This window comes from Hahella sp. HNIBRBA332, assembly GCF_030719035.1.
Taxonomy (GTDB): domain Bacteria; phylum Pseudomonadota; class Gammaproteobacteria; order Pseudomonadales; family Oleiphilaceae; genus Hahella.
On sequence record NZ_CP132203.1, the window covers coordinates 2,385,515 to 2,405,787 of the forward strand.

19 protein-coding genes are annotated in these 20,273 nt (G+C 52.7%); 6 read left to right on the forward strand and 13 right to left on the reverse strand.

Features of this window, described 5'->3' with window-relative positions; genetic code table 11:
* Positions 1-9: 9 nt before the first annotated feature.
* Together O5O45_RS10845 and O5O45_RS10850 are read right to left on the reverse strand one after the other, a co-directional pair.
* The gene (locus tag O5O45_RS10845) at positions 10-855 is read right to left on the reverse strand and encodes a polyketide synthase dehydratase domain-containing protein (protein ID WP_305905238.1); all 846 of its coding nucleotides are present in this window, start codon (positions 853-855) and stop codon (positions 10-12) included.
* Entirely contained in the window at positions 836-5,878 is a 5,043-nt protein-coding gene (locus O5O45_RS10850; RefSeq protein WP_305905239.1) for a non-ribosomal peptide synthetase, read from the reverse strand. The genes O5O45_RS10845 and O5O45_RS10850 overlap by 20 nt, the downstream gene beginning before the upstream one ends.
* Positions 5,879-7,046: 1,168 nt before the next feature.
* Here O5O45_RS10850 and O5O45_RS10855 point away from each other — a divergent pair.
* Complete coding sequence (locus O5O45_RS10855) at positions 7,047-7,811, forward strand: transcriptional regulator (protein WP_305905240.1); 765 nt, start codon at positions 7,047-7,049, stop codon at positions 7,809-7,811.
* A gap of 94 nt (positions 7,812-7,905) precedes the next feature.
* Here the strand turns inward: O5O45_RS10855 and O5O45_RS10860 are convergent, their stop codons facing one another.
* The 11 genes from O5O45_RS10860 to O5O45_RS10910 all read right to left on the reverse strand — a co-directional run bounded on the left by O5O45_RS10860 (position 7,906) and on the right by O5O45_RS10910 (position 14,174).
* Complete coding sequence (locus O5O45_RS10860) at positions 7,906-8,316, reverse strand: hypothetical protein (RefSeq protein ID WP_305905241.1); 411 nt, start codon at positions 8,314-8,316, stop codon at positions 7,906-7,908.
* 79 nt (positions 8,317-8,395) lie between these two features.
* Positions 8,396-8,797: a hypothetical protein gene (locus O5O45_RS10865; RefSeq protein WP_305905242.1), complete on the reverse strand. Its 402-nt coding sequence runs from the start codon at positions 8,795-8,797 to the stop codon at positions 8,396-8,398.
* Positions 8,798-8,871: 74 nt separating this feature from the next.
* Positions 8,872-9,501: an HAD hydrolase-like protein gene (locus O5O45_RS10870; protein WP_305905243.1), complete on the reverse strand. Its 630-nt coding sequence runs from the start codon at positions 9,499-9,501 to the stop codon at positions 8,872-8,874.
* A gap of 22 nt (positions 9,502-9,523) precedes the next feature.
* Positions 9,524-9,766 carry a hypothetical protein gene (locus tag O5O45_RS10875; RefSeq protein WP_305905244.1) on the reverse strand — a complete coding sequence of 81 codons (243 nt, stop codon included), beginning with the start codon at positions 9,764-9,766 and terminating at the stop codon, positions 9,524-9,526.
* A gap of 277 nt (positions 9,767-10,043) precedes the next feature.
* A complete protein-coding gene (locus tag O5O45_RS10880) occupies positions 10,044-10,676 on the reverse strand; it encodes a hypothetical protein (protein WP_305905245.1) in 633 nt (210 codons plus the stop codon).
* A gap of 73 nt (positions 10,677-10,749) precedes the next feature.
* Positions 10,750-11,412: a hypothetical protein gene (locus O5O45_RS10885; protein WP_305905246.1), complete on the reverse strand. Its 663-nt coding sequence runs from the start codon at positions 11,410-11,412 to the stop codon at positions 10,750-10,752.
* A gap of 96 nt (positions 11,413-11,508) precedes the next feature.
* Complete coding sequence (locus O5O45_RS10890; RefSeq protein WP_305905247.1) at positions 11,509-12,024, reverse strand: DUF6334 family protein; 516 nt, start codon at positions 12,022-12,024, stop codon at positions 11,509-11,511.
* A 104-nt stretch (positions 12,025-12,128) separates the two neighbouring features.
* Complete coding sequence (locus O5O45_RS10895) at positions 12,129-12,551, reverse strand: hypothetical protein (RefSeq protein WP_305905248.1); 423 nt, start codon at positions 12,549-12,551, stop codon at positions 12,129-12,131.
* 190 nt (positions 12,552-12,741) lie between these two features.
* Positions 12,742-13,218 carry a hypothetical protein gene (locus O5O45_RS10900; RefSeq protein WP_305905249.1) on the reverse strand — a complete coding sequence of 159 codons (477 nt, stop codon included), beginning with the start codon at positions 13,216-13,218 and terminating at the stop codon, positions 12,742-12,744.
* An 86-nt stretch (positions 13,219-13,304) separates the two neighbouring features.
* On the reverse strand, positions 13,305-13,685 hold the full coding sequence (locus tag O5O45_RS10905; protein WP_305905250.1) for a hypothetical protein: 381 nt from the start codon (positions 13,683-13,685) through the stop codon (positions 13,305-13,307).
* 84 nt (positions 13,686-13,769) lie between these two features.
* Positions 13,770-14,174: a hypothetical protein gene (locus tag O5O45_RS10910; protein ID WP_305905251.1), complete on the reverse strand. Its 405-nt coding sequence runs from the start codon at positions 14,172-14,174 to the stop codon at positions 13,770-13,772.
* A 333-nt stretch (positions 14,175-14,507) separates the two neighbouring features.
* On the opposite strand from O5O45_RS10910, the gene O5O45_RS10915 reads away from it, so the two are divergent.
* The 5 genes from O5O45_RS10915 to O5O45_RS10935 all read left to right on the forward strand — a co-directional run bounded on the left by O5O45_RS10915 (position 14,508) and on the right by O5O45_RS10935 (position 20,150).
* Complete coding sequence (locus O5O45_RS10915; RefSeq protein ID WP_305905252.1) at positions 14,508-16,124, forward strand: peptide ABC transporter substrate-binding protein; 1,617 nt, start codon at positions 14,508-14,510, stop codon at positions 16,122-16,124.
* 83 nt (positions 16,125-16,207) lie between these two features.
* Positions 16,208-17,128, forward strand: coding sequence for an oligopeptide ABC transporter permease OppB (oppB, locus tag O5O45_RS10920; protein ID WP_305905253.1), 921 nt, complete (start codon positions 16,208-16,210; stop codon positions 17,126-17,128).
* A gap of 9 nt (positions 17,129-17,137) precedes the next feature.
* Positions 17,138-18,070 carry an ABC transporter permease subunit gene (locus O5O45_RS10925; RefSeq protein ID WP_305905254.1) on the forward strand — a complete coding sequence of 311 codons (933 nt, stop codon included), beginning with the start codon at positions 17,138-17,140 and terminating at the stop codon, positions 18,068-18,070.
* Between the two features lie 70 nt (positions 18,071-18,140).
* On the forward strand, positions 18,141-19,130 hold the full coding sequence (locus O5O45_RS10930; protein ID WP_305905255.1) for an ABC transporter ATP-binding protein: 990 nt from the start codon (positions 18,141-18,143) through the stop codon (positions 19,128-19,130).
* A 24-nt stretch (positions 19,131-19,154) separates the two neighbouring features.
* Positions 19,155-20,150 (forward strand): ABC transporter ATP-binding protein, encoded by a 996-nt coding sequence (locus tag O5O45_RS10935; RefSeq protein WP_305905256.1) that lies wholly within the window; start codon positions 19,155-19,157, stop codon positions 20,148-20,150.
* Positions 20,151-20,273: the final 123 nt, after the last annotated feature.

The following is a 20,273-nucleotide window of genomic DNA, read 5'->3' on the forward strand; positions in this document are numbered from 1 at the left end:
CATACTCCTTTATTGTAAATGTGATGGTTTGACGCCCAGGTCAAAAACAGACAGCAAGGGGGTGTAGGCTTCGTCAAAAACAGTGAGGTTGGTGCGAAACGGAGACAGTTTCTCCGTCAGCACGAAGGCGCTGCCCAAAGCCTGTTCAGGCAGCGCTTGATGTAAGGTCAGCCGGCCCAGGGAATATGGCATCAGACTCTCTCTGCGCTCGCCGATGGAAATCGCCATACCAGCCTGAAACGCGCAGTCCAGCAGGCCGGCCCATCCCAGAAAAACGCCGTCGTAATTGCTCAGCCAGGACAGCGCCTTGTTGGACAGGCGCTGCACGTAGCTGATGCGTTGAAAGTAAGGACCGTAGACGATCCCCATATCGGCGAAGGCGGCGTAGACCTCGCTTCGCGGAAAGTGGTCCCGGGTCTCCGCGCCGACCTGACTGCGTACGCACAACGGCGTCGCCAGAGGATCAGCGCGCCCGGATACGGTTTGTGCGTTCAGGACGCCGCCGCCGCACACCTCGCCGCCGTGTGCAATGCGAAACTCAATGCGCGTCGGGCTGATCGGCGCCAGTTGCACGTCGATCTCCGTCTCCGGCGTATTGGCGAGAACCGGGCGCAGCCAGACCACTTCATCGACAAAACGGGTATTAAAATCCGGCCGCGCCCTGGCGACAGCGCTCAAAGCCAGCTCCAGATACACCACGCCAGGCAGGACCTTCCAGCCGCGCACGCGATGGTGTGAAAAATACGGATGATCGTCTCGCAGGGCGACGCGATAGCCATCGCCGGCAGGCAGCCTGCGCCAACGTCCTTGCGTGTCGAAAAATGAATCTCCGGCTCTAACGCTTATGCTCATCATCGGTCTCGCCATCCTTAGCTGTGGTTTTCGTTTGCGCCAATCCTGTCAGGTTCTTGGCGTACCCCCCTGTCAGGCTCTTGGTATACCAATAGTCGCGTTCGTCGAATTGATAAGTCGGCAGTCGCATTTTGACTGCGCCGGCGCCCTCATACAGACGCGTCCAGTCAACCTGAAGCCTCTTCAGATATCGCGCTCGCGCATGGGCCAATATTGCCGGATCGTTCAGCCCGCCGGGATCCATCGTCTCGTGCAGGGCCTGACCTTCCGGAGTTTGTTCATTTGCGGACGGACTGTGTCGTGGCGCGTGCACGCCGGCGTGGCCGGAACGCAGTTGCGTCAATAACTCATCCACCCCGCTTACCAGCCAGGCGTGTCGATACTCGAAATGTTCGCGCCCGCAGCTCAACGTGAAGGCCAGATCAAGCAAGCCGCTCTCCTCTAGTTCTGCGCGACGTTCGGCCACGAAGTGCGCCAGCGCCGCCATACTTTTCTGCAACGCGCTTTCGGTACGGGCGGAAACGGGAATCAGGTATTGGTCATGGTGATTGACCGAACGCCGCTCCCGCCGCGGAGGCTCGGACAAGACCACGTGGGCGTTGGCGCCGCCAAAACCAAAGGAGCTGACTCCCGCCGTCAGCGGTTGCTCGCTGCGCCAGGGAATACTGTCCGCCAACACCTGAAACGGCGACGAGGACAGGTCGATCTCCGGGTTCAGTTGCTGGAAGTGCACATTGGCGGGCAGCCGTTGGTGCTCGAAAGCTTTGATGACTTTCACCACTGACGCCACGCCTGCCGCCGGCTCCAGATGGCCGATGTTGGATTTCACCGCGCCGAGCCAGACCGTTTGTGCGGCATTGCCGCCGGTCAACTCCTGTAAGGCCCGCTTCAGCGCCGCCACTTCAATGGGATCGCCCAGGCGAGTGCCGGTGCCGTGGGTTTCGATATAGCTGAGCCGCTGCGCCAGTTCCGGCGTATAAGCGTCCAGCAACAGCCGATACTGGGCGTTGGGATTCGGCGCCGTCAGGGAATTGGCCTTGCCGCCATGGTTTTCCGCCACGCTTTCAATCACCGCGTGAATAAGGTCCCCGTTCGCCTGCGCGTCCTGCAAGCGTTTCACCAGAAAGCAGCCAACCCCTTCCCCTCTTACGTAGCCATTAGCGCTGGCGTCGAAAGTGGCGCAACGGCTATCCGGGGACATAAAACGCCCCGCTTCCAGTCCTTCGTTGATCTGCGCATCCAGGATCAGATTGACGCCTCCCACCATGGCGGCGTCGCAGACCTGGGCTTGCAGATCCCGACAGGCCTTCACCAGTGCGGTCAGCGCCCCGGAGCAGGCCGTGTCCAAAGTAAACGAAGGACCGTTCCAATCAAAAAAACTGGAAATCCGGTTGGCCAGTATGCTCAGGGAATGTCCCGACAGAGAGTACGGCGTCTGTTTTTCGCCGTCGCGGGCCTGCAGTAACGCATAGTCGCTGCCCGTGGCCGCCATATAACATCCGATGCGGCCGCCGGATAGGTGGGATGGCGCATAGCCCGCATCCTCCAGCGCTTTCCAGGCGGCCTGCAGCAACAGGCGCTGACGCGGGTCCATCCTGGTGGCCTCAAGGGGGGAAATGGAGAAGAAGCGCGCGTCGAACCCTCTGACCGAGGAAATAAATCCCGCGCGATAGCCCGATAAAGACCGGTCCGCAGGCGCGGGGGCGATACAGTCCTTGCGGTCCAGCAACGCGCGCCAAAAGGTTTCCGCGTCGTCCCCGCCCGGTAAGGTGGCCGCCATGCCGACGATAGCCAGTCTGTCATCCCCGTTGCGCTCCTGGCGACGATCCATCCCGGACGTTTGCGATCTGGCGCCCTGCTGCGGCGACTGACGCTGACGGATTGCCCCAGCCACCTCGTTGATGGTGTTGAACTGATAAAACTCATAGCTGCGAAACGCAATATTGAAACGTTGTTGTATCGCCGCCGCCAGCAGGTTGTAACTGATGGAATTCAGCCCCAGCCATCCCAGGGGTTGATCAAGGTCAGGCGCGGCGACATCCAGTTTTTCCAGCAGTATGTTCTGTATCGCCTGCTGAATCCCCTGCTCTTGCGCAGCCGTTGGTCGCGGCGTCGGGACGACGGACGAGGGCTGCGTCATAAGCGGCAGCTCCGTCATCAGCGCTTCGCTCAGGAATTTGACGTCCGCTTTGCCGTTGGCGGTCAGAGGAATACGGCTCAGACGATGTAGCGCTTTCGGCGTCATGTAATAAGGCAAGGTGCGTCGACACCAATGCAGCGCCACGTCGACATCGAACCCACTATTCTCCGGAGCCCAGACAAAGCAACACAGGTGAGCTTCCGGCTTATGTCTGACCACGGTGAAAAAGGCCGCGTCCGGGGCGAACTCTTTAAGGCGGTGACTCACTTCGCCAGTGTCGACCCGATAGCCATTCACTTTGTACTGACTATCCCGACGACCGACGTATTCGATGTCCTGATGGGACAGGTAATGCACGATATCACCGGTTTTATAGGCGCGGACGCCATTAGGCAGAGTGATAAAAGCCTGCTCTGAGGGCGCGTTCAAATAGCCTTTGCCGACACACTCCCCCGCAATCGTCAATTCGCCCTGCATCCCTGGCGCCACGGAATCGCCCTTGGCATCCAGAATATAGTATTCGCTGTTGAGCACCGGACGCCCCAAAGGAATCCGCCCCGCCTCCGTCACCCTGCGGCAACTGGCCCAGATCGTCGCCTCGGTGGGGCCATACATGTTGTAGAGCCGCCCGGTCTGTTGCAGCAGGTATTGCGCCAGTTCTTTATCCAAGGCTTCGCCGCCGCACAGAATGGTTAACTCCCCAGTCGCGCGCCAACCCGCTTGCTGCAGCATACGCCAGGTCGACGGCGTCGCCTGGGCCACATCTACCTTGTGCTGATTCAGCGCCTCTCCCAGCAATTCGGCGCTCAGCCGGGTTTGGTCGGACACAATATGCACTTCGCCGCCGCACATGAGCGGCAATAGCAACTCCAGAATAGAGATATCGAAGCTGATGGGGGTTAGCGCCAGCATACGTTCACCGGGCTGAAAGCCAGGAACGCCCTGCATCGCCACGAGAAAATTGGCCAGATTGCGCGCGCTGATCGCCACGCCCTTGGGTCGACCCGTGGACCCCGAGGTGAACATCACATAGGCGGTCGCATCCGGGTGCGCGTCCGCCGCCAGAGCGTGCTCCAGCTCCTCTTCCGCGCCCACCGACGCTGTCGTCGCCATATGGATAGACGTCTCGACATCGATAAGCGGCGCGCCGGGAAACAGCGCCGCCGCTCTGGCGCGCGTGCCGCCGTCCACCAATATGACGCCGACATTGGACACGTCCATCATGTAGCCGAGCCGTTCATCCGGCAGCAACGGGTCCATGGGCGTAAACGCGCGTTGGGACGCCAAGGCGCCGAGATAAGCCACCGGAGCCGCCACTGTACGCTCCACAAATACGCCTATGGCGGAGGACGCGGCAGCGCTAGCTGAACTATCTGAATGCGCCGCGATGTCGCGATACAAGCGTCCGATGGCGGCATAGGTTTGACGGTAGGTCAGACTTGTCCGCTCATCACTGACAGCAGGCGCATTGGCCTGTAGTCTGGCGGCGTTCGCCACCCTTTCCAGAATACGTACTTGGGGCGCCGCCTCGTTGCGTTCGCCGCAGATAACCGGCGTCAAAGGCTGGCTGAGGCTGCATTCATGCAGCGGTCGCTCTGGCGATGCGGCGATATAGGCCGCGACTTTGACAAAGTTATCCGCCAGCGACGTCAAGGTTTCCCTGGACACAAAGCGGGATGACGAATCGAAGGACAGCAACAATTGCTCGCCATCGCAACTGTAGTTGATGGCGAGATCATTCGGACCTCCGGTATGCGGGGGCTCGGTCAGCTCCACTTTGCACCCCGCCATTTCCGGCGCCGCATAAGGCACGAGTCCGTCAGAGGCGTTCACCACCAGATTAAACAAACGGCCAGCGTGATTGGCGCGCGGGTCCGCCCACTCAATCAATTGCTGCGTAGGCGTGTGTTGATGCTCACGCACAGCTTCGCGCGCCTGTTTGACGCCGGCAAGCAGTCCGGCCCCTGATTGGGCGGGATCAGCCTTGATGAATAGCGGAATCAGATTGGTGTAACAGCCGTAGGCCTGGCGCTCGCCGCGGCAATTGACCGTATGGGCGATAGTGACAGCTTCTTCGTCATGTTCTTGGGTCGCTGAGTACAACCTGATGACTGCGGCGGTAACCGCGACGACATACTGGAACAAAGTAACGCCGCATCCTTCCAGCATAGCGCTAATGGAAGCGAAGCGCTCTCCATCCAGAGCAGGTTCGACGGCCTGCGTTCGCTTATTTATCCCCAGCGTTCGTTTAATAGCCAACGTTCGTTTAACAGACAGATACGCGCCTTTTTCCTTCGGCGTTTTGTAGCAAAACGGCAGCGGTTGAAACAAACGCGCGCCATGCAAAGCTTCCTTCCAAAAGTCGACAGACGACGGTGCAACCGGAGCGTCGCCGATGGGGAGAAACGATATGCCCCCCTCATCCCTGGCTTCGCCATGCCCGCCTTCGCGACGATGCCAATAGTCCGCAAATGTATTTAAAAATGGCTGATAACACTCACCGTCAAACACAAGGTGACTGAACTCAAATTTCAAGCCTGTGATACTTTCATTTTCAATAAAACAAGCAAACCTGAACAGTTTGTCGCCCGCTGGATCAATCGGCTCTAAGTTACTCCATTCGGCTTTATCGGTAATGATATCCACCACTTTATCCGGCAATGGATTACATCCGACCAAAAGGCTGCCGCCTCTATCTAAAAAATAACTTAACAGGCCATTAAATCCATTTAAAAGCACGGCTTTCAAAGCTCTGTTTAATGCCTGGAATTCAATGTTTCCAGTGATTTTAAATTGGTAGCTTAATGTCAGACCTGGGTCGTCAGGGTTACGTCGATAGCGCAGCCACTGAAACTGTTCATAATGGGTTGCTTTACGTAATTTCATGAAACTTTCTCAAGCATTAAAATCCCTAATTTCACTTGATACGATGCCTACGCAAAGTTGCAGGGAACAACTAGCGACAAAACAACAGCCGAAGGAAACAGCACGCAATCGCCGTTCCTCTCAGAAGCGTTGGAAATGTTTGAATGGCCTACGCCATCCGCGTAAAACAAGCCTACCAGCGCCAAGATAGATTCTAAGCACCTGTTTTTATTGGCTTATTTCACTGAGACTAAATTGCAGGCGGACGAGTGCGCCTTGGCGAAAATGGGAAGCGTACATCCATCACTTACTCTACTCCTCGCGGGGGAACCCCAGCTTGATACCCTTCAAGTCACAATATTGATATGAGACTGTGTGCAAAAAAAGAAAGTATACTTTCCTTTAAGTACATAACACCTGAAAACATCCTAACTCTGCTATGTTTTCAGTGAAAATTTTATGAATTTAACATTACAAAATATTAGGAACTGGATGCATCAATGCACTCTCTTAGCGCGACAACCACCGTGTGTAATGCATGTCACATCAGTCAATATACAGCCAACTTCTACAGACCATTTTTAGCCAATTGTTCACAAATGGCCAGCTCACGTTAGCGCATTATTTAAAACAGTTCAACCGGTAAAGAACAAGGTTATTAATACTTGGGAACGTTTACTTAAATTGATCTGATATTAATTTGATTTCACGCACTCTTTTAAATTTTATATTTGTCAACCGTAAAAAATAACGTTGCGCAGCATGAATTGGCTACCAATAGCGGATTATCTATAAACATAGTAGCTCTATTTATAATCAATATTAAAAATTAGTTAACAAATACACGCCATTCAAGTCACAACATCACCTCAACTTTTCAACGCTCCAGCGCCACGGCGCCCACTCTCTAACAGAGACGCAACCTCACCGGCCCGTACACGCAGGATCGCCAGCAAGCCCAACCAGGCGAAGTACGAAAGAAACGGCAAAGCGCCGTAAGCATGCCGTTGTGAAGTATTGGCGGCCGCAGTCGTGTTAATTGGCCCGGGTTCTGGCGGGCTTTCGAGACAGCCCCAGGCTTACGCTTTTTTTGCTAGCTCCGAATTACGAAGACGTCTGGTATGATCCGAAGGTGTTAAACGCCTCTTAGGCGAGCATCCTAACAACAAAAATCACGGAGTCAGGCGAGATGCATATCGGGCCGAAGTTTTTACTTGCCGCCATCAGAAGAAGAATCAAAGACGAGGGGCTGAGTTACGGTTATTTGTCAGAGAAGACCGGCATCCCGCTCTCCAGTATCAAACGTCACCTGCATAATCCGTCCCTGGGGCTGGACAAGATTCTCATGTACGTCAGCTTTCTCAATACCGATCTGGTGGAGCTGACCAAGCTCGCCAACAAGCTGCAGCACGAGAACGAGCTGTTTATATCCGACAAACAGAGCGAGCTGTTTCTGGAGCACCCCTACCTCCTCGACTTCATCAATATGGTGACCTCCCATAATATGACGCCGGATGCAGTGGCGGAGAAATACGGCCTCAGCGAGACCAGTCTGCGCTTCTATCTGCGCATCGCTGAAATCCTTGGCTATATCGATGACTTTGGCGACGGCTCTTTTTATCAGTCCGGACGCCGCTATCTACTGGAAGAAGGCTCCGCCTTGGACAGCCTGTTTCGTCGCCGCTTTCAGGAAGAATCCCTCTCCCACCCCATCCACCCCGGCGTCTGCGTTGGCCGCATCAGAATGACGGAAGCGCAGAGAATCCAGCTCGAAGACGACCTTTACGACAAACTGATCGAACTCAACGCAGTCAACTCCTCCAACGACGAAGGCGAACCCACCAACGTACTCATGCGCTGCACCCCAGGCAAACTGACCCAGTTTTCCGATGGCCTGCCGGATATCGACGGGCAACTGCTGAAGTATGTGTCGGAGTTGTTTGCTAAGGCTTAGTGGGGATGATTTGGCGTGATCGTGCAGGGAGGGCGTGGTATAGATCTATTTTCCCCTGACTGACCGTATCAATGCCAGGAATTCTATATAGCGTTTATAGCCACAAATTTATAATGGCGCTGATAAGCAGCCCAAAAACTAACACTGCAAATGTTTGCCATCCATAATCCCATATGCTTTTTTGGCGCCTCTTTGAAATCAGCTGACATTTTATCAGGCAGGTATCTTTCGGAATATCCAACTCAAAAGATATAGGATATGGCGAGTACGCCAAGAACTCTTCAGCCCAAGTAGAGCCTTTATCCACGCCAAGAAAGTTATCGTCTTTATCGTAGTATGAAAACGAGGCATGAAAGTCGTCTCCTTCAAGAAGGCTTGGAGCCTCTATTCTCGCCTGAAAGCACATTTTAGGCACTCTTTCCTGATCGTCCATGAACGACTGGTCTCGTATTACGTATTCAAGAATTTTGATTTCAGCATCGACTTTTTCTAGCTCAATTTTCATGGCGCCACATTAAGTAAAAACTATTTAGAATAACAAAAAAACACTGAGGAAAAATTCATCGCGGATTAGTTTTTACGTACTACCATTTCACCTTCACTATATTTATGTCTTGGTTTTGATAGAGTTTATCTTTAAGCCTTTTTAACAGCCCAGTAAAAATCTCAAGTGTTTCTTTACTCCTTCCTCCAATGGGCTCTTCCATCTCTAGAAAACAACTCCATGTAATCCCTTGTTCTTCTTCATTAAAATACTCTTTGGAAAACTCTGCTCCTCGCTCACCAGTGCAGCCTATCCACACGTACTGCGGATGCAGCATCAAGTTTACTCGCCAAGCATCGTCTTTTTGCGCAACATTTTTTCCAGGAAATTCATCCGTTTGAAAGAGAGGACCCAAAAATCTAGCTAAATACTCACCAAGGTCATCCTGAGGCGATTGGACATTGATCAAATCTGAAACAAAATAAATGGTTTCACTTTTCATTTTTGTCCACCAACCAGTTTTAAGTTCTAATGCGGCAGTGATTTGTTTACAGTATTGATGCTAATAACTGCTGACTATCGTAATCCAATAAACCTAAAGGCGTTATCAGATTCAGTGTAGTCGCCAATTGATTGAGCGGCATGAATTCGACTTCCTACGGATATAAAGTTATAGCCGAGTGCTTCGGACGCTCTCCAATCCCAAGGCCCATCGCCAAAGTATGTTTTAGAGTCGTAACTCCCTGTGCTTGCGCGCATTTCAGCCACCCTCATGATCTCCGTCCTGCTATAGTGGTCTGAGGATGAAGCCATCGCTATCCCTGGAAGGCTGATGCCGACCGCGTCCAGCTTCATCCTGGCGGTTTCGGCCCAACCACCTGTCGCAAAAGCGATCGCCACATCCTGACGTTTTACGAGCCGTGACAAAAATTCAACCGCCCCACAAATTGGAGACAGTTCATGGCGCGAAATATATTCTTCTACACGTCTAACGAATTGTGCTTTTACATCGAAAAAAATACGCTCCCGTTCCCTCTGAAGACCGACTTCTTCAATTATCTCTGAGAGAATTCCAGCGTCCGTTACATGCCGAAACCGACCCCAGTCAGGGCCAACCGAAATACCAACCACATCTTTGACGGCAGCCTGAAAACACTCCGTGTCGAAGTCGTAGGATTCGACCAACGTTCCGTCTATGTCAAACATGACTAGATGCACGTCCTCTCCCCTAACTATCAAATTGCAGTCTGATCACCTGCCACTGCTCCCATGCCTTCTCGGGATCGATATCTGAGTACCCCCTCGATTCCTCAAGCGCTCTTACCTGATGAATCGTACCCATCTGGCATGTGGCGCTATCTCTTATTTCGATAACTTCATCTTCTGTAAGAGGTTCGCCTTTTTCACGCTCTTTATTGAGGAGCACCGCCACCAATGCCGGAATCGGTATTGGAATTAGATCATCCGCCATCTGTCACCTACCATTTTTAGCTATTTAGCCCTATAAACCCGATCATCCACTCGCTGGCCTCCGAAACACTTTATGTCCCTGGCCGCTACCTCCCCCGAGTTGGGGATGACGGCCATTTGAAACCGAGTAGTTGGAGGAGGAGCTACCCAGTTCCGACCTATACTCGTTATCGGTTCTGCTACCAACTGGTTTTATTTTCAAGTATTAATATCTTCCGGTGTACGCCTTCGAAAATAGGAGAATCATAAATTAATCAAAGAGTGCATATCTTAAGTCGCTATGCTTCTGGACTTGCTTCGTCACTGTCAGAGAACCATCCCATTGGCCTAAAATCAGTAAAAGTGCGGACCTGAATTTCATCAGCCATGATAGAAAAAACATACTTTTCAAACTCGATAAAATCAGGTTTTGGTGCAGCATCATAGGTAAGCCGCCCCATTTTATTCCATTCCGCCAACACAGTAGGATTCTCGTAGGGACATGGCTCCCTACCCTTTTCCAGACCAAATATTCTAATTTTAGTGTAATCTTCTTTGTCGCATATCACATATGAAAAATGAAGCTCATTGGGCGATATAGCTTTTGGCATTATTATCCCCATACAAATCACATTCTTCGCTACACGCTTTACGAGCTCAAGTCCATCATCAGGCATCCGGTCGCTTGGCGGAAGTTTTTCTCCTATGTTATTCCATACATTACGTAACTTCTGTTGTCCATCTTCAAGTAAAAAGTTTGAAATAAAAGGTTCTGGATGACCTAGAACCATCATTGGAAGAGTGAACTTACCGAACTCATAGTGGTGTTTTCTAGGCTTTTCCTGTTCATTCGCTTGACCTTCTTTATTAATATTAGAAGTGTCATCCTTGTCTGGGCCTTTACTTTTCTTTCCAAATAATTTCTTAAACATTAACAACTTCCTCTAAGAAGTATTGATAGGATACATACGATTAACCAAGGGGCTATGTTTCTTGGCTTTATTATTAGGAGACAAAACCCCCACTTTCAACCAAAGCATCCACTTTACAACTTGGGCATTTTTTCAGGTCGTCTTCAAAATGGAATTGAATTGCCCCCTCAGCGCCGCAGTCCATACATTGCGTGGATTCCAAGTCAAGGCGACCCTGCTCTCCCGATTTGCAGGAATATGGCGCTTCATGCACCTCAATATCAGCGTCCTGCATACCTACATATAGAAGCGAATCAAACTTCTCCAAGATATCCCTTGCTTTGGGTTTTCCGAAATAAGGATTCTTAACCCTGGACAACATAACTAATCTCGCCTCAATTCCTTCCGCTAGCAGGCTCGAAGCTATACGATCAGGGTCGCCATACTTATCGACGAATATAAATGGCATATCATTAAGCTTATTCTTTGCTTCGTGAAGACTTAACTCATACCATTGCCTAACATGCTTCAGTAGTTTTATCTTAGACTCTTGGGCATAACCAACTATCTCAACCCCCTTCTCTTCAAAGTACTCAGGGCCGCGATATTCATTTCCATAAAATATTGAATACTGGACGCCACATCCCATGCAAACTGCGCATACGCCACCATCGTAATCCTCGTATGGAGTAATACCATGGTAGCCGCCAACCTTAAATGTCAGGTTGCAAGATTGGCAATCGTATTGTACTGGCATATGTTGACTCTAATAGCTTTTTGAGCTCCCTTTGCTCGGCTTGGTTAAGCCTTCACCCTAAGGGTTACCGAAGCCTTTACTCTTTGTAACATCAAATTATTGGGTAAATGTAATAGCACTGCACTTTTCCGCAATATCTCGCTGCTTGATTTCTGAACCGAGAGCAACCAGTTGTACTATTATTGATCGAGATTCAGTGCTTTTCGCAAATTCAAGCTGAATCCCATCAAAGTAGCCTTGCTGATTATGAAGCACCCAAGACCATAGCAGCGGGCTTCCAATTGCTAATGACCAAGGCCGTCTTTTCATAAACGATATGGATTTCCATTTAGGGTCACCGCACCAATCGTTTGGATACAGCACAAAACTGTCATCCTCTTGGACCACAATGTAAAATTTTGACTTCTCGAAAATGAATTCCATCGCGCATAAAACACACTCGAGACTGCTCTCTTCACAATTCTCAAAATACCCAACAACATCTACTAACTTTTGCTCAGAATTTGCGCAGCTTGATAATATTTGTTGATTTACGCTCATGCCTAATATTTCCGACCTTTCATTCCCGCCTGCATGATAATCTTGAGAGTAGTCTCCGCGTAAAGCTTCCATATGCTTCCTGCCAATTTTGTTGACATGCTGCGGCACTACCTGGGTGATATGGATCTGCTTTTAAAGCCTGGGAACAACCGCTAAGTGTCTTCGTCTTTGTAACATCAAAATTGGTCTATATACGCAAAAACTCCCTCGTGATGAAAAGCCCATACCGATTTGTTTTTTAGACTTACTATTGCAACATCACCATTAAAGAAACACTCACCATACTGGCTCAGGTGGTTCTTCACAAAGGCTTCCAATTCTTCGGCTTTCAGTTGAAATGGGCCGTTATTATCATCATTCGAAGCTTCCGTAATCACAAAAACCTCACCATCAATAACATGCAGCTTTAACATTTCATGCAATATATCCAGATCTTCAAGATCTTCCCAATTTGACAAGCTATGCCAGTATATTTTTATGTTGGCTGATTCAAGTGCAGCGACAATATCCTCTAACGATCTATAATCGAATCCAAAACAGCTTTTGAAGAGAGCATGAAAGCTCTCCCAAAGGACAACATTATTCTCAACATTTGTCATCGAAATTTCTCCGGAAGTGAGAGCTATAAGAATATGGAGAGCGATAAGTTACAAGCTAATGCCGCTAGCTGAATCGGGTTACTTTGCCTTTTTAGCACTCAGATCATAGGCGAAACCGAGGGCTAATGCTTAGCCTCATCATCTAAATCCAGTTCTAACGCCGCGAAGATGAGCCCAAAGTAAGGGCGCGCTAGTCCGTGGCCTTGGCGCCCAATTCTCCAAGCCATATTTTCTCTATATATCCGGGCTCCCTAATCTCTTTGAGCTGCTGAACTAAACCTGAAACACCAAGACTTGAAAGTGATTCTGGCAGGTCGCTTACAAGAAAATCGAAGACCTTTGACCAATCGCCTTCGGTATCAATTCTTGAGTGCTCGAAGTGCAAAAGCTGTGACTGGTATTTTAACTTTTCGCCAAAGCTATTCAGCGTTAACTTAAATGGATACTCCATAGGGTCGCAGTGGAACTTCCCCTTCGGCCTTTCCATATAGTCAAAGCTGATTGGTCTTGCGCAAATTACAAAAGCCTTTGTCCCTGCTTGCTGAAACCGTCCACTTAGCCCTATGAGCCCTATCACCCACTCACCAGCGTTCCCAAAAGCACTTGCTGTCCCTAGCTGTTCAAATCCCGACTTTTCGAGCTTTTCTATTAATTCGGCATGATTCATATCTGAGTGTGAAAGTCTCCAACACTGTACAAGTAGTCATTGATGCAGCGAAAGTTGACCCGCGCGATTTCGTAATTTACGTGGACTCACTGGTCTGCCCAAAATACCAGCCTGACTTCGCTGTCTGGCAAGGCGCTTGGGAATAGTGTTAAGTCAATAGCAGGGCAACGGCCATTTGCGTCTTCTTGTAAATGCTTTAGTTCCGACATTAGCAACCACGACGGCCGGTTTGCATCTTGCCAGTACTCTTTTATGAAGCTCAACATCTCAGCGCTGAGGTCAGCAGGGAACCCCCTTTCTCCAGATAATTCGTAAATGTCTGCGTATGCGCTCTTGCCCCACCAATACGGAGCGACGTTCTTCGGAACTGGTTTACCTTCATAGTCCTCATCTTCAACAAGATCATCCGCGATGATCCACTCATCGTTGTGATTAATTTCAATGAAGGCGAATACGCATGCGCCCATAAATCCCCGTATATCCAACGTTTACTGAACTGAAGCTAACCCCGAAATTTAACGCCAGCTGCAGACAGCATGAAAAACAAAAGTTCACTTTAAAGGCCTTGTCATACGCCCAGGCCTGTAAACAGCAAAATACCAAAACACAACGGCTGACACGCCGCCAACAAAACTACAGAAAAGCGCCTGGATCAATAAGGAAGGCTCAGCATCCTGACCGAAAGGCTTTAGCCAGTATACAAACACAAAACCAGGAAGAAGCGCGGGCGCGATATACCAAATCAGCTTATCTTTCTTCAGTTTGTTTAGAAGTAAATGGCCAGGAATCGCCCAGATAACCAGAACCACTAGCGCCACCAATGTGGCCACGCCAGCGATTACGGCGGAAATTCGGAAATCAAAGTTATTATTAATGGAGTCAATCACTGCTGTGAGAAATACCAGCATAAATACCGTGAGCAGCATGGCTAAGCTGGCTATTAGTGTGTTCTTCATAATATGTACGCTGATACTTACAACTGTAACCCTAACGAGCTATTCAACCACAGCCAATCCCAACTCCCCAACCGGTTTTTCACCCGACTTCAACACCCTGCAACGACACAAAATCCAGAATGAGTCGATGACCGGGCGCTGTTTCTTTAGACGCAACTCAAGCTTCTAATGTTTCAAAAATCGACTCGTCATCCACCCACCAGTCTCACTTTCTGAGACCGCCAAGCTCTGATTCTGATCCTTCATATTGACGTCTTCAAAGGGTGTTGAGAACGAATTGTATACAATATACATTTCGTCGTTGCATAACGAAAATAATACGACGAGGTAGTCATGAAGATAAGCAAACTACTGATGCTGGGCGCTATTTCTCTGATAAGCAGCGTGTTTACGGTAAGCGCAGTGGCGAAGCCCTACCCTCCAGGAACTCAACTCGCAGCCCGACAGGAAATCACATTGAACAACGGTGGCGAGGTCACGTCTGTCGATCCCGCCAAGTATGCGGCGGAGCCCGCTTTTAATTTGGGTCGCGATCTGTTCGAAGGGCTCGCCATTCAGGACAAGACCGGTAAAACCATTCCCGGGGTGGCGGAGAGCTGGTCGGTCAATGACGACAACACCGTCTATACCTTCAAGTTGCGTCGCTCCCAATGGTCAAACGGCGATCCGGTGACCGCTCATGACTTTGTTTATAGCTGGCGTCGCCTGCTCGATCCTAAAACCGCCTCGCCCTACGCTTGGTTCGCCGCCATGCCGAAAATCAGGAATTCCGCGAAGATCATGAAAGGTGAAGCGGACCCTGCCACCCTCGGCGTGCGCGCAGTGGATGATTACACCTTTGAAGTCACCCTGGAGCAATCCGTTCCTTTCTTCCTCAAGCTCATCAGCCATCCGGTATTGGTCCCTTTGCATGAGGCCACCGTGGAAAAACACGGCGCCGCATGGACGCAGCCGGCGAACATCGTCACCAATGGCGCCTTTATTGTGTCCGAGTGGAAAGTGAATGAAAAAATGGTGCTGAAGAAGAATCCTCATTACTGGGATGCGGATAATGTCGTGCTGGAAAAAATCACCTGGCTGCCCATCGGCGACGCCAATGTGGCCTTGAACCGCTATCTGGCCGGAGAGATCGATCAGGCGCTGTCCATTCCTTCCGCGCAGAAGAAGCAACTGCTCAAGAAATTCCCTGAAGAAGTGGCCAACACCAGCGCCTCCCTGGGCTCCGTCTATTACTACATGAACACCGTCGCCGGGCCCACCCAGGATGTGCGCGTGCGCACCGCGCTGTCCTACGCCGTTGATCGCGACATCATGACCAAGGCGATTCTGAACAATGGCGGCGTGCCCATGTATACCCTGGTGCCGCCGCAAACCGACGGCTACAAACCTTACACGCCAGAGTACGCCACCTGGACGCAGAAGCAACGTAACGAAAAGGCCAAACAACTGCTGACGGAAGCGGGCTATAGCAAGGACAAGCCGCTGAAACTGACCTTCACCGTGCCCACCTTTTCCACCGACGTGAAGATCGCCACCGCCATGGCGGGCATGTGGAAGAGCGTGCTGGGCGTGCAGGTGGAGATCAAACAGCTGGAGCCGAAGGTGTTCTACGCCCTGAAAGAGACCGGCGATATTCACCGAGGCGGCTGGGTCGCCGACTACAACGAAGCCTCCTCCTGGCTGGACGTTTTCGTGTCCTCCGGCGAATTCAACGACTCCAAGTACAGCAACCCGCGCTACGACCAACTCATGCAAGCCTCCAAAGTGCTGAGCGATCCCTCCAAGGAATACCGTGAGGCGGAGACCCTGTTGATCAACGACATGGCGATCATCCCGGTGTATCGCTACGGCAATGATCAATACCTGATCAAACCCTACATCGGCGGCTATGAACGCACCAATCCGGAAGCCTCCTACTACCGCAAGAACGTGTATGTGAAAGCCCATTAAGTGGGCGATCTCTTGGCCTGGATGTCGGAAGTACAGAGCCGGCGCGTCCAGGCCTTTTTTAACGGATTCCTGAGAGCGTCATTATGTTGCTATACATTTTGCGTCGCCTGTTGATCGCCATTCCGACGCTGCTGTTCATCGCCCTGGTGTCGTTCTGGCTGATGCACATCGCTCCCGGCGGCCCATTCGATATGGAGCGTCCCATGCCGGAAATCGTGCGCGCCAATATCGAAGCCAAATACCATCTGAACGAGCCGTTTTTCACCCAGTTTTTCATCTATATTCGCGACTTCGTACAAGGCGATCTCGGACCGAGTTTCGTGTACCAGGATTTCACCGTGACGCAGCTGGTGGGGCAATCCTGGCCCGTGTCGGCGACCCTGGGCGTGTTGTCCTTCTGCATCTCCGTGCCGGTGGGCATGCTGCTGGGAACCCTGGCGGCGTTCAATCGCAACAGCAAGCTCGACTACTTTCTGATGTCATTGTCCATGACCGGGGTGGTGATTCCCGCCTTTGTGCTGGCGCCGGTGCTGGTCGCGATCTTCGCCATACGTCTGGATTGGTTGCCCGCCGGCGGCTGGGAGGGCGGCAAAGCGGCCTTTCTGATTCTGCCCGTCCTGAGTCTCGCCATCGGCTCCGTGGCCAGCATCGCCCGGGTCATGCGCGGCGCCATGATCGAGACGTTGAACCAGCCTTATATCCGCACCGCCATCGCCAAAGGTCTCTCCACGCCCTATCTGCTGTTTCATCATGCCCTGCGGCCGTCGTTGATCCCTGTGGTGGCGATGTTAGGCCCGGCGTTTGTCGCGGTGGTCACCGGATCAGTGATTATCGATATTTTCTTCGGCACCGGCGGCATGGGGCAGCACTTCGTCTCCGGCGCGCTGAACCGGGACTATGGCCTGGTGATGGGCATCACCCTGATCGTGGCTTCGCTGACCATCTTTTTCAATCTGGTGGTGGACCTGCTGTACACCGTCATCGACCCGCGCATTCGCATTTAGGAGGCCGTCGTGCTGACAACCAGAAAACTCGACCCGCAGTGGCTTACCGCTCAAGTGACGGATCATGTCGAAGCCGTGGCGGGACGCAGCCTGTGGCAGGACGCCTGGATGCGCTTCCGCAAAAACCGCGCCGCCATGGCCTCGGTTTACGTCTTGCTGTTTATTGTGGTCTGCATTGTGGTTGGGCCGCATGTCGCCCCTTTCAGCCACGATGAAATCGACTGGAGCGTCGTGGCGGATCCCTACGAACTGGGCAAGCCCTCCCTGGAAACCGGGCATTATTTCGGTACTGACGACCTGGGCCAGGACCTGTTCGCCCGCACCATGCAAGGCGGTCGCCTGTCCATCATGGTGGGTTTTATGGGCGCCCTGGTGGCGGTGCTGATCGGCACGGTCTGGGGCGCCATTTCCGGCTATGTGGGCGGGCTGGTGGACAGCGTCATGATGCGGGTCATCGAAGTGCTGGACTCCGTGCCCTTCATGTTCATGGTGATCCTGTTCGTCACCCTGTTCGGCAACAATATCTATCTCATATTTATCGTCATCGGCATGGTGTCCTGGCTCAACATCGCCCGCGTGGTGCGCGGCGTCACGTTTAGCATCAAGCGGCGCGAGTTTATTGAAGCGGCGCACTCCATCGGCGTGTCCAAGCTGACCATCGTGCGTCGTCATGTATTGCCCAACGTACTGGGCATTGTGATGGTGTATTCCTCGCTGATGGTGCCGGGCTTCATCATGTTCGAATCCTTCCTCAGTTTTCTGGGCCTGGGCGTGCAGCCGCCGGACACCAGTTGGGGAATTCTCATCGCCGAAGGGGCGAAAACCATTGATGTGGCGCTCTGGCTGCTGATGTTTCCGTCTCTGTTTTTGGTCGCCACTCTGTTCTGTTTCAACTTCATCGGCGACGGCCTGCGCGACGCCCTTGATCCGAAGGACCGTTAACTCTCATGCGCCCCGGACCTCTCATGCATCTAATAAAAAAGCAATCATCCAGTAAGCGCCAGGAGCTCTCATGACCATATTGTCCATCGAAAACATGAATGTTCGCTTCGAAACGCCGGACGGACTGGTGCAGGCGGTCAGCGATCTTTCCTTCACCGTGCGCGCCGGCGAAACCCTCGGCATTGTCGGCGAGTCCGGCTCCGGCAAAAGCCAGTCGGTGTTCGCCTTGATGGGACTCACCGCCGATAACGGCCGGGTGTCTGGCGTCGCTAATTTTCACGGCGAAAACCTGCTGGCCATGAGCAAGCGGCAACTGAACCGCATTCGCGCAGAGAAAATCGGCATGATCTTTCAGGATCCGATGACCTCTCTGCATCCCTTCCTGAAGATCGACAAGCAACTCACCGAAGTGCTGATGATTCATAAAGGCATGAGCAAAGCGGCGGCGCGGGCGGAATCCATCCGCATGCTGGACGCGGTGCGCATTCCCTCGCCGCAGGCGCGCATGGGGCAGTATCCTCACGAGCTGTCCGGCGGCATGCGCCAGCGCATCATGATCGCCATGGCGCTGCTGTGTCGCCCGGAGTTATTGATCGCCGACGAACCCACCACCGCTCTGGACGTCACGGTGCAGGCGCAGATTCTGTCGTTGTTGTGGGAGCTGCAGGGGGAATTCAATACCGCCATTCTGCTGATCACCCACGATATGGGCGTGGTTGCGGAAATGTGCGACCGGGTGCTGGTGATGTACGGCGGGCGCAAGATGGAAGAAGCGGATACGGAAACCCTGTTCGAGCGTCCGGCCCACCCTTACACCCAGGGCCTGCTGAAGGCGATCCCGTCGATTTCTGAAGATATGCCGCGCTTGCCGACCATCCCCGGCAATCCGCCCAACGCGTTGATCAACAATAAAGGCTGCCCGTTCCGGGAGCGCTGCAGCCTGCAGCAGCCCTCCTGCGAAGCCGCCATTCCGCCGCTGACGCGACTCGGCGCCACGCAACTGGCCGCCTGCCACGGCCTGGCGCAGAACAAAACCACGCCGCTGGCGCGCACCGCCTGACGCCATCGACACAGGATCTACAGGATGAATGCTAAAGAAGTCTTACTCTCCGCCCGCAACCTGGAAGTGCACTTCCCTATCGGCAAGCACATTCTGCCCAGCCGACGCCCGCGCCTGAAGGCGGTCAACGGCATTGACGTGGATGTGTATCGCGGTGAAACCCTGGGCATTGTGGGCGAATCCGGCTGCGGCAAGTCCACTTTGGCGCGCGCCCTGTTGCGGCTGATCGAGCCCACCCGGGGCGAATTGCGCTGGAAAGGCGAAGACCTGCGCGGGTTCGACAAAACCACCCTGGTGCGTCGTCGCCGGGAGTTCCAGATGGTGTTTCAGGACCCCACCGCCAGCCTCAATCCCCGGTTGACGGTCTCGGAATGCATCGCCGAGCCTCTGTTGACTCATGAGCCGGGTCTCAAGCGCAAAGACATCGAGCGCCGGGTGATCGCCATGATGGACAAGGTCGGCCTGTCGGCGAGTCAGCGCAATCGCTATCCCCATGAATTTTCCGGCGGCCAGTGTCAGCGCGTCGGCATCGCCCGCGCCCTGATTCTCAACCCGGATCTGGTGGTGTGCGACGAACCGGTCAGCGCCCTGGACGTCTCCATTCAGGCGCAGGTGATCAATCTGCTGGATGACCTCAAACAGGAGATGGGGCTGACGCTGGTGATGATCGCACACGACCTGAGCGTGGTGCGTCATATCAGCGATAGAGTCATGGTGATGTACCTGGGCAAGCCCATGGAAGTGGGCCTGTATGACCGGGTTTTCGATCAGGCGCAGCACCCTTACACCAAAGCGCTGTTGTCCGCGGTCCCTATCGCCAATCCCAAACTGGCGCGGCAACGGGAGGTGCAGCTTTTGCCCGGCGATCTGCCCTCGCCGCTCAACCCGCCCAGCGGCTGCGTCTTTCGCACCCGATGCCCGGAGGCCACGGATCTCTGTGGGAGCCAGCCTCCCACTCAGAGCGGCTCCGACGAGCATCGTATTTTTTGCTCCAACACCTTGTTATTGGCGGGTCAATGAGAATGCCCGTCCACACACCAGCGCCGGGATGCGCTTATCGTGGGAGACAGGACCAGGCATCCGCAAGGTCTGTCGTTTTCAGTTTGTCTGTCGATTTAATCGTCTGTCATTAGGAAGTTTTAA

Bases quoted from the DNA above. Each gene is read 5' to 3' on its own strand.
- O5O45_RS10845 (WP_305905238.1), bottom strand. From the start codon at position 855: ATGATGAGCATAAGCGTTAGAGCCGGAGATTCATTTTTCGACACGCAA.
- O5O45_RS10850 (WP_305905239.1), bottom strand. From the start codon at position 5,878: ATGAAATTACGTAAAGCAACCCATTATGAACAGTTTCAGTGGCTGCGC.
- O5O45_RS10855 (WP_305905240.1), top strand. From the start codon at position 7,047: ATGCATATCGGGCCGAAGTTTTTACTTGCCGCCATCAGAAGAAGAATC.
- O5O45_RS10860 (WP_305905241.1), bottom strand. From the start codon at position 8,316: ATGAAAATTGAGCTAGAAAAAGTCGATGCTGAAATCAAAATTCTTGAA.
- O5O45_RS10865 (WP_305905242.1), bottom strand. From the start codon at position 8,797: ATGAAAAGTGAAACCATTTATTTTGTTTCAGATTTGATCAATGTCCAA.
- O5O45_RS10870 (WP_305905243.1), bottom strand. From the start codon at position 9,501: ATGTTTGACATAGACGGAACGTTGGTCGAATCCTACGACTTCGACACG.
- O5O45_RS10875 (WP_305905244.1), bottom strand. From the start codon at position 9,766: ATGGCGGATGATCTAATTCCAATACCGATTCCGGCATTGGTGGCGGTG.
- O5O45_RS10880 (WP_305905245.1), bottom strand. From the start codon at position 10,676: ATGTTTAAGAAATTATTTGGAAAGAAAAGTAAAGGCCCAGACAAGGAT.
- O5O45_RS10885 (WP_305905246.1), bottom strand. From the start codon at position 11,412: ATGCCAGTACAATACGATTGCCAATCTTGCAACCTGACATTTAAGGTT.
- O5O45_RS10890 (WP_305905247.1), bottom strand. From the start codon at position 12,024: ATGGAAGCTTTACGCGGAGACTACTCTCAAGATTATCATGCAGGCGGG.
- O5O45_RS10895 (WP_305905248.1), bottom strand. From the start codon at position 12,551: ATGACAAATGTTGAGAATAATGTTGTCCTTTGGGAGAGCTTTCATGCT.
- O5O45_RS10900 (WP_305905249.1), bottom strand. From the start codon at position 13,218: ATGAATCATGCCGAATTAATAGAAAAGCTCGAAAAGTCGGGATTTGAA.
- O5O45_RS10905 (WP_305905250.1), bottom strand. From the start codon at position 13,685: ATGGGCGCATGCGTATTCGCCTTCATTGAAATTAATCACAACGATGAG.
- O5O45_RS10910 (WP_305905251.1), bottom strand. From the start codon at position 14,174: ATGAAGAACACACTAATAGCCAGCTTAGCCATGCTGCTCACGGTATTT.
- O5O45_RS10915 (WP_305905252.1), top strand. From the start codon at position 14,508: ATGAAGATAAGCAAACTACTGATGCTGGGCGCTATTTCTCTGATAAGC.
- oppB (WP_305905253.1), top strand. From the start codon at position 16,208: ATGTTGCTATACATTTTGCGTCGCCTGTTGATCGCCATTCCGACGCTG.
- O5O45_RS10930 (WP_305905255.1), top strand. From the start codon at position 18,141: ATGACCATATTGTCCATCGAAAACATGAATGTTCGCTTCGAAACGCCG.
- O5O45_RS10935 (WP_305905256.1), top strand. From the start codon at position 19,155: ATGAATGCTAAAGAAGTCTTACTCTCCGCCCGCAACCTGGAAGTGCAC.